The following is a 776-nucleotide window of genomic DNA, read 5'->3' as shown; positions in this document are numbered from 1 at the left end:
CGGTGTCTGCAGAATCACCCTCACCGACCAGCGCACCATCGGCGGCTATGCGGTGACCGCCGACGACGCCTGCCTCCGCGAACTCGCCATTCCCGATGACGTATTCGCCTGGTTCATCAATGCCGATGGCTGGCTGGTGCTGATCGACGTCACCCGCAAGCCGCTGTTGCGGATGGAGCCTTCACCGTCCGGCGGCGACTTCTACGCGCAGCGCAGCGACCAGCAACAGGAAAACCTCGTCCTCTCCGCGGACGATCAATGAGCGCCATCTCCCGCCACTCCACCAATGGCTGGCGCCCGTGCCGGTGCAAGGACGCAGCATGCGCATGATCCGCAGCCCCTCATCCTGGCCCGCAGGCCTGCTTGCCGCGATGACGCCCGGCCTGCCGGCGCCTCCGGCTGCCGCACAGTCCGGCGGTCGACCGGCGCCGCCGGCCATGGCAACCAACCTGCCGCAGCGCAGCAGCCATGCCGATCTGATGCGCGTGCCCGGGCCGGTGCGGCAATTCTCCGCCGCTTCGCTCAGCAACAACCCGGTGCTGAGCACGGGCACGACGAAGATGGATTTCCGCCCCATGCTCGAAAACCCGCAGGCACTGCCGAACATCGTGCTGACGCCGCAGGGCCTGCCGGATCTGGTCGAAGTCCGCCAGCAGGTGCTGGAAACTACCCGGGCCAGGCAGGGAATGCTCCTGCGCAGCCAACTGTCCTACCGCCTCAAACCGGCTGCCTGCAGCGACGCACCACGCCGCGCACGGGCCGCCGCTGCCGGCAGC

Annotated in this window: 2 protein-coding genes; both read left to right on the top strand. The window is 68.4% G+C overall.

Features of this window, described 5'->3' with window-relative positions; genetic code table 11:
• Positions 1 to 262, top strand: a 262-nt coding sequence (locus ABB22_RS17575; RefSeq protein ID WP_152984269.1) for an AprI/Inh family metalloprotease inhibitor, incomplete at its 5' end; no start/stop codon positions are given.
• A 58-nt stretch (positions 263 to 320) separates the two neighbouring features.
• Positions 321 to 776, top strand: a 456-nt coding sequence (locus tag ABB22_RS17570) for a hypothetical protein (RefSeq protein ID WP_152984268.1), incomplete at its 3' end; no start/stop codon positions are given.

Origin of the sequence: Stenotrophomonas nitritireducens (assembly GCF_001431425.1) — a bacterium.
Classification (GTDB): Bacteria; Pseudomonadota; Gammaproteobacteria; order Xanthomonadales; family Xanthomonadaceae; genus Stenotrophomonas; species Stenotrophomonas nitritireducens.
The sequence above is the reverse complement of the archived record's forward strand: the minus strand, read 5'-3'. Positions and strand labels throughout refer to the sequence as shown.